Below are 8,627 nucleotides of genomic sequence, written 5' to 3'. Positions count from 1 at the left end.
CCCGCGGGGGGGGGGGGTGGTGTTGGGGGTCGGGGGGCCCTAACTAACACCCGGTCCCCCCGTGTTTTACCATCTGATACCGGCCGGCGGGGGCGCGGGGGGGGGGGGGGCCCCCCCCCCCCCCCCCACGGCGAGCGGTGGGCCGCCTCGGCACCCTCCACGAGTGGCCGGGCCTCGGCCTCAGCCGCGAGTGTGGTCGGCCGGGCGCCGGTGCTTGACGACGAGATGCCAGCAGAGGACGCCGATGGCCCGCAGGAGCCAGACCACAGCGAGAGCACACACCGTTCGCATACCTTGATCAACGTACGTTCGAGGCGTCCGTTCGTGGGTGTGGGCCGAAGCTGCGTGCGGCCTGGCCGGCAGGCCGGGGTCGTGCGGGCGGTGCCGGTCTGCGGGCTCAGGCATGGACGTGGCAAAGGCCACCCCGCCGGTCGCCCACATAAACGGACACGTGCCGTCCGATTCGAGTACCGTCATGGAGGCGGACCGTCAGGTCACACCGGAGTACGGACCCACTGTCGCCGCCCGGCGGCCGCGATGCCCGGGCGGCAGCACGTCCACAGAGTCATCGGAGGCGATCGCATGAGCCCCGTCCATCCGGGGGAACAGGCCGTGCAGCGCAGGGCCGGGGAGGGTGGCCCCGGGTGGGGCTCGCCGATGTTCGGGGCGGAGATCGGGCCCTTCGCCGACTTTCTCCGTCACCAGCGACTCGTCGCGCTCTCCGGGGCCGACGCCGACGGGAACCTCTGGTGCACGGTGCTCACCGGCGACGAAGGGTTCGTCGACAGCCGCGACCACCGGACGATCATCATCGACGCGCTGCCACCGGTCGGCGACCCGCTGCGGGACGCCTTCACCGAACCCGCGGACTTCGGCATGGTGGCGCTCTCCCCGCAGACACTGCGGCGGGTGAAGGTGGCCGGCACCGCCCACCGGGACGGGGACCGCCTGGTCCTACGCACGGAACAGGTGCTCGGCAACTGCCCGAAGTACCTTCAGCTCCGGACGATCGTGGACGAGATACCACCGCCCGAGGCGCCCCGCGTGACCGTCGGCCGCACGCTCACCGCGCCGCAGCAGACCATCGTCCGGTCGGCGGACACCTTCTTCATCGGCACCCGTGCCCCCGGGCACGGCGCGGACGCCAACCACCGCGGCGGACAACCCGGATTCGTCACCGTCCTGGACGAGCGGACGATCACCTGGCCGGACTACGTCGGCAACTCCTTCTTCATGAGCCTCGGCAACATGCAGCTCGACGCCCGGACCGGGATCGTCTTCCTCGACTGGGAGACCGGTAGCACCCTGCAGCTCAGCGGAACCGGGCGGATCAACTGGGACCCGGACCGGGCGAGCCGGTTCCCCGGGGCGCGGCGCATGATCGAGTTAACCGTCGCTCAGGTCGTGGAGATCGAGCGGGCCAGCGCCCTCCGCTGGCAACTGCACGCCTACTCCCGGTTCAACCCGCCGGCACCGACGGACACCGCACCGGAGTTCGGGCTCTGGTTCGAGCCCGAGATGATCAGCCTCGACTCGGAGCTCGCCGAACGGGACCTGGACTAGATCCTCGGGTCGCGCGCCGGTCTCGGGTCGAGCTCCCGGCAGCAGTACGTGCTCGACATCGCCCGCCCCGAGGCGTACGAACACCTCCTGACCCACATCGACGCCCTGGTCCGTGAACACTCCATCGACTACCTCAAGTGGGACCGCAACCGGGACCTGATCGAAGCGGTCAGCCGCGAGGCGGGCGGCGACCGGCCGAGCGTCCGCCCCGGATGAGGCGGTCGAGAGTCCGGGTGGTGGGGCGGGCCTGCGCCCACCGGCGTCTGCTCGGCCGCGACCAGGGTGCAACGTGGGTCAGTGCACCAGGAGGATCAACAGCCGGTCCAGATCGGCGGCCGGGTCGGAGGTCAGGCCGGTGTGCACCGGCCCGGGCTGGATGAGGGTACTGCGGGGCGCAGTCAGCCAGCGGAAGCGTTCACCCAGGCGCATAGCGGCGGCGGGTCCCCCATGCTCACCGCCGGCGCAAGTGAGATCCCAGCCGCTCAGGGCGGCGGCGACCTGCTCGACGTCGACGTCCGCGGACAGCGCGCGCAGGCGCCGCTCGTCGATATGGGTGCGGGCGGACAGGAAGTCTCTCGCCTGGCAGTAGAGGATGACGCCGACGTTGATCTGCTCACCGCGCTCGACCCGCGGCACGGCGCGGATCAGGGCGTACTCGAAGGGGTTTCTCATGCGGGCGCTCCCGTCGGCAGCCAAGCCGAACTGTCGGCCACCCGGCTGGCCAGGTGGTCCCGGTACGCGGCCCGGGCCGTGGCCGCGTCGGCGAAGTCCGCGCCGACCAGCCAGCCGTCCGGCACCAGCGCCAGCACCTGGTCGAGCAGGTCGGCGGTGATCCGCGGAGCGAGGTCGGCGTCGGCCTCGGGGAGCCGGGTGGCGTACGGCGCCAGCACGTGATCGTCGGCCCTGAACGGTCGGCGTACGACGGCCTGCGCGCGCGGCCAGTTGTGGTGGAAGTACAGGGCGGCGCCGTGGTCGATCAGCCACACCGCCCGGTGCCAGACCAACAGGTTGGGGTTGCGCCAGCTGCGGTCGACGTTCTCGACGAACGCGTCGAACCAGAGCACCCGGGAGGCCAGGTCGGGGTCGACCGGGTGGGCCAGCGGGTCGAAGCCAAGGGCGCCGGGCAGGAAGTCCATCCCTAGGTTGGTACCGCCGCTAGCTCGTAGCAGCTCCTGCACCTCCTGGTCCGGTTCGGCGCGGCCGATGACCGGGTCGATGTCGACCACCACGAGCGGCGGCACCGACAGGCCCAGCCGGCGGGCCAGCTCACCGCAGATCACCTCGGCAACCAGGACTTTGGGTCCCTGGCCGGCGCCGCGGAATTTCACCACGTAGGTGCCGAGGTCGTCGGCCTCGACCAGCCCGGGTAGCGAGCCGCCCTCCCGCAGCGGGGTCACGTAACGGATCCCGGTCACCTCGCGCAGCATTCGGCCAGCCTAGCCGCCGGGCGGTCCAGACCGGCCGAGGACCATATCAACCTCATCTCGGCTCTTCAGGTCAAGCGGCATCTCGGCTGGTCGGCGGAGGATTACCCGAAAACAGCCCCGACGCGGCGTGAACCACCAGGTCAGGGCCTTGATCGTTGGTGCGCCGCCAGGGACTCGAACCCCGAACCCGCGGATTACGAGCCAGCGTCGAACCGATGCTCGCGTGCCTGTCGGTGCCACCAACCCGAAGCGAGTAAGAGGACATCGCTCGCCAGCCGAACCAGCGTCCGGCAAGTCACGGAGGGCGAGCAGGCGCGATCCGCTCTGGAGATGTAACGGAACGTGCCGGCCCACTACCGGGCCGGCACTGCGGATGAGTTCAGCGCCCTCCGCGCCGGGTTGCCGGGGCCGTAGCGTCGCCGGCTGAACGTGGACTGGGGCTGGTTGACCTCGGCGCTGCGGCGACTGGACCTGCCCGATCCACGGGTCGCGCCCAGGGCCGGAGCGCGGGACACGTGTACGCCGACCTGCTGCAGCACCCCGTCGCTATAGCGCTGACCTGCGCGGATACGAGCGCTGGAATTTTGGAAGCGGCCGGGAAAGGGTTTGGGGAAGCGCTGGCGGCCGGTGGGCTTTGCCTGGTCCGTCCGGCGTGGACAGACTCTTGTCGCACCCCGCCGCTACATTCTGTGCGCGCCTTCTAGCCCACGTTGATCTGGGGAGGTTTAAGTGGCTCGACGCAAGAATCGGCGGCGCCGGGGCAAGCGCAGCGACGGGGTGACGCTCGCCGCGATCGGCGGGGGCCTGCTCGCCGTGTCGGCCGTGGTTCAGGTCGCGCGCGAGCACCCGGTCATTGCCTCCCTGGTCGTGCTCGCCGCGCTCGCCGGCCTGAGCGCCTGGGTGTACTTACGGTGGGCAGGCGAGCGGCAGTTGGCCGAGCACGAGCGCAACGTGGCGGTCACCGACCACATGTCTGGGCCGGAGTTCGAGCAGTTCGTCGCGCGGCTGATGCGCGCCAGCGGATACCGCAACGTCACGGTCTCCGGGGGCTCCGGCGACATGGGCGCCGACGTGATCGGGCAGTCACCGTGCGGGCGCCGGGTGGTGGTCCAGTGCAAGCGGTACAAGGGCAACCTGGGAAGCCCACACGTCCAGCGGTTCGCCGGGACGGCCCGCGAGATCCACCGCGCTGACGTCGCGCTGTTGGTGACCACCGGCCGCCCGACCGCGCAGGCGCGGGATGTGGCGCTGCGCTGCCGCATCATGCTGGTGGACCGGCCAGCGCTGGCCCGGTGGGTCAGCACACAGGCGCTTCATCTGAAGCACTGAGGCAAGCCCGCGGGAGCGCCGGCGTCGGGCTGGGGGCAGGGAGACAGGCCTCGCGGGCCATCACCCGTGTTGATCACTTTGAGCAAGGAGGGCACACTCGCAGGGTGATCGCGAGCGTGTTCTTCGACGTGGGCGAGACGATCGTCGACGAGTCCCGGGAGTACGGGACCTGGGCGGACTGGCTGGGCGTACCCCGGCACACTTTCTCGGCGGTATTCGGGGCGGTGATCGCTCGGGGCCTGGACTACCGGGAGACGTTCCAGGTCTTCCGGCCGGGGTTCGACCTGGACGAGGAGCGGCAGCGCAGGGCTGCGGTTGGCCAGCCGGAGCAGTTCTCAGAGGAGAACCTGTACCCGGATGCGCGGCCGTGCCTGGCCGCGCTGCGCGAGTTGGGCGTGCAGGTGGGTCTGGCCGGTAACCAGACGGCACGGGCTGAGACGATCCTGCGCGCTTTGGACCTGCCGGTGGACGTTATCGGCACGTCGGACGGTTGGGGCGTGGAGAAGCCGTCAGCGGCGTTCTTCGACCGCGTAATCGTGGAGGCGGGCTGCCCCGCCGATCAGGTGCTGTACGTCGGGGACCGGCTGGACAACGACATCCGGCCCGCGCAAGAGGCCGGGATCGTGACCGCGCTGGTACGGCGTGGCCCGTGGGGACACATCCTCGACGACAAGGCCGTCAGCGAGCGCTGTCTGTTCCGGCTCGACTCGCTGGCTGAGCTGCCCGAACTGGTACGCAAGCACACGTCGGCGACCTAGCCATGCGCGCCACGGGCTCTGTTCGCACCGCCGCTGTTGGTTTCGCCCAGAGCGTCGGGATCCAATGGTGACCGGCGGTCACCTCCAGATCGTCGTCTGCGGCGCCGGTCCGGCCACCGAGGTAACCAAGCTCGTCAGGGCTGCACAGAGTCAATCCTGGACAGCGGCGGTCACGGCCACGCCGAGCGCGATGAACTTCATCGAGCCGCAGTCGCTCGAGAGCCTCACCGGTCATCAGATCCGATCGACCTACAATTCGTCGCCCGGCACCCGCCGATCGCTCCCCGCCGCCGACGCCCTGGTCATCGCCCCCGCGACCTACAACTCGATCAACAAGATCGCCCTCGGCCTCGCCGACAACTACGCCATGACCTCGGTCGCCGAGTTGATCGGACGGCAGGTGCCGACCGTCATCGTCCCGTTCGTCAACGCCGCCCTCGCCGCGCGGGCGCCGTTCCGGCACGCCGTGGCCAGCCTCCGCGACGAAGGGGTACGCGTCCTGCTCGGCCCCGACGACCAATGGGAACCGCATCCGCCCGGCAGCGGCAACGATCGGCAGAAGGCCTTCCCCTGGACGGTGGCCTTCGACACAGCCGCCCAAATCGCCCACGAACTCCGAACGGCCGCTACCAGCCAGCTCTGATTACCTGTGTGCCGCCGTCTGCCACCGGATGCCCGTCGATAGAAGACGGGCTCTTGGTAAGGCGAGCCCCGCCGCGATCTGGCGAACACCCGGTCGGCGCGAGACCGCCCGTGTGACGCCGGGTCCAGGTCGGCGCCCGAATCCTCGCTCCCGGGCATGCGCGCCGCCTACCCACCAGACGAGGACCTGTCCACGGCGGTCGAGGACGCGGCCTGATAGATCATTGCCCCGCCGGCGCGGGTGAAGGCATCGGCGGGGCAATGATCACCTGATGCTTACTACCTCTTGGCGATCTTGATCGTCGCCGTACGGTAGTTGTTGCGTCTGTCGTTCTTCGTCGGGTCGTAGTTCTTCTCGATGTTGCCGGCGCTGTCCACCGAGAACCAGCGGAACGTCGTCGTCTCGGTCACGTGGAACACCTGCCCTGGCTCCCGGAACTCGGTGGCCGCGTAGCGCGGCGACTGGAGCGTGGGACGGCTACCGTCGGTCGTGTAGTAGATCGTGGCCGGCTCGCTGGTCTCGAAGCGTACGTCCACCGGCCCGCGGTAGGTCCCCGCGCCGGGAACGAGCTGCGACGTCGGGTTCTTCCGGTCCCGACCCCAGTCCGCCGCGACCCGGAACATCTCCATGATCCCGTTGGCGTACTCCATCGTCTCGGCGTGGCCGCTGACCAGCTCGGGGTTCCCCGTCCACTCCGGCTGGAACGAGCCGCCCTGCCATCCCCCGGTGGCCGGGTTGTAAACGGAGCCGCCGACCTCCCAACCGAAGGCGTAGATCCCGTAGGTGTAGTACAGGTCCTCGCGCACGTTGCCGGCGGAGGAGTAGAGGACGTCGGACGAGCCGCCGACGTTCTCCGGCGTGACGACTGTCTCCCGGTGCGCCTTGACCTGCGACAGGATCCGGGCCGCCGACTGCCAGTAGAACGCCTCGTCACCAAGCGGTGGGCGCGGCGTGGTGATCCGCCCGTCCGCGATGTACGCGCCGGGCTGCCAGAACAACTGACCGCCGTTGGAGTGCACCGACATCATGAACTTGATGTTCGAGTACTTCTCGACCAGCCAGATGATGTTCTTCGACTCGGGCTCGGACAGCTCCTCCGGCCCCTGGTAGGTGCCGCTGACGCAGTTGGTCGACCCGCCCGCGTAGCCGTCGTGACCCGACGCGACCCGGTAGTTCCGGTTCAGGTCGACGCCCCAGGAGTTCCGCTGCCCCGGGTCGGCCGCCGCGTCCGGGCAGTGGTTCGTCATGTTCTTCCGCTGCGAGGCGAAGTTGTAGAAGCTGTAGTTCGCCCCGTCGGGGTTGTTGGAGAAGATGAAGAAGACGTCGGTGTTGTCGACGATCTTCTTCGTCTCCCGGTCGGAGCGATAGTTGTGCACCAGACGCTCGGCCGACTCCAGGCTGGTCGTCGCCGGCACCCACTCGCGGGCGTGGTCCTGCGCCTGGATCAGGACGCCGGGCTTCGTGCCGTCGCGGTGCTTGCCGATCCGCAGGACGGGAATCGTGACCGGACCCCGGGGCACCTCCCCCTCCGGCGCGCCGACACGCTTCTGGTCGAGGAAGTCGGACAGCGCCACCGGGCCGGCTGTCGGCGCGACGATGCCGGTGCCCGCGTTCGTGCGGTACGGGTGCGCGCGGTCGATGACACCCTGCGACCGGGTACGCAGCGCGTCCGCCACCTCGGTGGCCGTACTCGCCGGCGCACCGGAGGCATCAGTGGCGAGCAGGACGCGGACCGCCGTGCCCGCGACCTCCACGGCGAGCGGAAGATCCGCCTCCGAGCGGTCCACGAACTCGACTGTGACGTCGTTGCCGCCCTCGTGGCCCCAGGCGGCCGAGCTGACCACGACCGCCGACTGCCCCGTACCGCCGATCGTGGCCTGCGCCTTGCGCTGGTAGCCGTTCGTCTGGTTCGGCAGGTAGACGATCTCGGCGATGTCCGGGTACTGGCGGGCGATCTCCCGGGCGCGGCTGTAGAGCTGCTGCGGGTGCTTGTAGCCGTCCACGAAGTCCGACTTGTACGACGGGTTCGCCGTCAGCGGCGGCGGCGCGTCCTCCAGCCAGTCGGAGACCGCGCCGGTGGCGACGCCGCCCGTCGAGCTGGTGACCCGGATCTGGTTCGGGCGGGCGTCGAGCTTGAACAGGTTCCTGTGGAACATGTACTGCCCCGAGTCGACGAACCGGCTCATCGTCCGGGGGAAGCCGAAGGACGTGCCCCTGCCCGAGTCGTTCTCGAGCTGCATCTCGACGACGGGCTCTTCCCGTTGTCCCTCGGTGGTGCGCGCCTCGACGTACAGGAAGCCCTGGCCCTTGGTGGTGAACCAGTCGGCACGGGCGATCCGTACCGTCGCCTCGTGGCTGGCCGGCTGCGCGGTGCGGACGGCCGCGTTGCCCTGGAGGCCGCCGTCGGCCTCGTCACTCCAGGCGAAGCCCCCCTCGTCGCCGAGGACCTCGACGCCCATCGCCGTCAGTTCGGCGATCTCCCCGGCGGTGACCACCGCCTCGCCCTCGATGCCGGTCGGCACACGCCGCAGGCCGTGGTCGATGTCGAAGCCGGCGGCGACGACCTTGTCCAGCAGGTCGGCGCCGGCCAGCCTGACGCGTACGCGGCGAACCTGGTCCTGGATCTCCAGCTCGGCTCGGGCGGAGCCGACAGTGGTGCTCGTTCCCGTGGGATCCGCGCCCGCGGGCCCGGTCGACACGAGGACACCCGCCATCAGGGCGGGCAGCGCCACGAACGCGATGCGTCGTGGGGTGCGTCGCATACTCCCCTCCTTCGTGCTCGCAGTAGTCCACATAGGATGGACGGTTGACGCTCGCGCAACCTGGGCATGGCGACGGTCGGCGTGGCGAGAAGGTCCAAGGGTCGTGCGCGAGTCCGGTGAGCGTATGCGCGTCGGCGGCCGCATC

At 70.0% G+C, this 8,627-nt stretch carries 8 protein-coding genes; 5 read left to right on the top strand and 3 right to left on the bottom strand.

The genetic code is table 11. The features are described 5' to 3' along the window. The first annotated feature begins 582 nt into the window (after window positions 1-582). Both ACIBTV_RS04165 and ACIBTV_RS04160 read left to right on the top strand, forming a co-directional pair. Window positions 583-1,563: a pyridoxamine 5'-phosphate oxidase family protein gene (locus ACIBTV_RS04165; protein ID WP_396702193.1), complete on the top strand. Its 981-nt coding sequence runs from the start codon at window positions 583-585 to the stop codon at window positions 1,561-1,563. Further along, complete coding sequence (locus ACIBTV_RS04160; RefSeq protein ID WP_396702864.1) at window positions 1,564-1,779, top strand: alpha-galactosidase; 216 nt, start codon at window positions 1,564-1,566, stop codon at window positions 1,777-1,779. A 78-nt stretch (window positions 1,780-1,857) separates the two neighbouring features. Here ACIBTV_RS04160 and ACIBTV_RS04155 read toward each other — a convergent pair whose 3' ends face one another. Further along, complete coding sequence (locus ACIBTV_RS04155) at window positions 1,858-2,235, bottom strand: DUF3037 domain-containing protein (protein WP_396702191.1); 378 nt, start codon at window positions 2,233-2,235, stop codon at window positions 1,858-1,860. Next, on the bottom strand, window positions 2,232-2,990 hold the full coding sequence (locus tag ACIBTV_RS04150; protein WP_396702189.1) for a HipA family kinase: 759 nt from the start codon (window positions 2,988-2,990) through the stop codon (window positions 2,232-2,234). Before ACIBTV_RS04150 ends, ACIBTV_RS04155 begins: the two co-directional genes overlap by 4 nt. A gap of 729 nt (window positions 2,991-3,719) precedes the next feature. Here ACIBTV_RS04150 and ACIBTV_RS04145 point away from each other — a divergent pair. The 3 genes from ACIBTV_RS04145 to ACIBTV_RS04135 all read left to right on the top strand — a co-directional run bounded on the left by ACIBTV_RS04145 (window position 3,720) and on the right by ACIBTV_RS04135 (window position 5,720). After that, window positions 3,720-4,319: a restriction endonuclease gene (locus tag ACIBTV_RS04145; RefSeq protein WP_396702187.1), complete on the top strand. Its 600-nt coding sequence runs from the start codon at window positions 3,720-3,722 to the stop codon at window positions 4,317-4,319. A 104-nt stretch (window positions 4,320-4,423) separates the two neighbouring features. After that, complete coding sequence (locus ACIBTV_RS04140; protein ID WP_396702185.1) at window positions 4,424-5,077, top strand: HAD family hydrolase; 654 nt, start codon at window positions 4,424-4,426, stop codon at window positions 5,075-5,077. Between the two features lie 64 nt (window positions 5,078-5,141). After that, window positions 5,142-5,720 carry a flavoprotein gene (locus ACIBTV_RS04135; protein ID WP_396702183.1) on the top strand — a complete coding sequence of 193 codons (579 nt, stop codon included), beginning with the start codon at window positions 5,142-5,144 and terminating at the stop codon, window positions 5,718-5,720. A 278-nt stretch (window positions 5,721-5,998) separates the two neighbouring features. Here ACIBTV_RS04135 and ACIBTV_RS04130 read toward each other — a convergent pair whose 3' ends face one another. Further along, entirely contained in the window at window positions 5,999-8,482 is a 2,484-nt protein-coding gene (locus tag ACIBTV_RS04130) for a M14 family metallopeptidase (RefSeq protein WP_396702181.1), read from the bottom strand. Window positions 8,483-8,627 lie beyond the last annotated feature (145 nt).

Source organism: Micromonospora sp. NPDC049366, assembly GCF_044466625.1.
Taxonomy (GTDB): domain Bacteria; phylum Actinomycetota; class Actinomycetes; order Mycobacteriales; family Micromonosporaceae; genus Micromonospora.
Note: the sequence above shows the minus strand (reverse complement) of the source record. Positions and strands in the feature narration are given on the sequence as shown.

Coding starts and splice junctions, on each gene's coding strand:
- ACIBTV_RS04155 (WP_396702191.1), bottom strand. CDS start 2,235: ATGAGAAACCCCTTCGAGTACGCCCTGATCCGCGCCGTGCCGCGGGTC.
- ACIBTV_RS04135 (WP_396702183.1), top strand. CDS start 5,142: ATGGTGACCGGCGGTCACCTCCAGATCGTCGTCTGCGGCGCCGGTCCG.
- ACIBTV_RS04150 (WP_396702189.1), bottom strand. CDS start 2,990: ATGCTGCGCGAGGTGACCGGGATCCGTTACGTGACCCCGCTGCGGGAG.
- ACIBTV_RS04165 (WP_396702193.1), top strand. CDS start 583: ATGAGCCCCGTCCATCCGGGGGAACAGGCCGTGCAGCGCAGGGCCGGG.
- ACIBTV_RS04130 (WP_396702181.1), bottom strand. CDS start 8,482: ATGCGACGCACCCCACGACGCATCGCGTTCGTGGCGCTGCCCGCCCTG.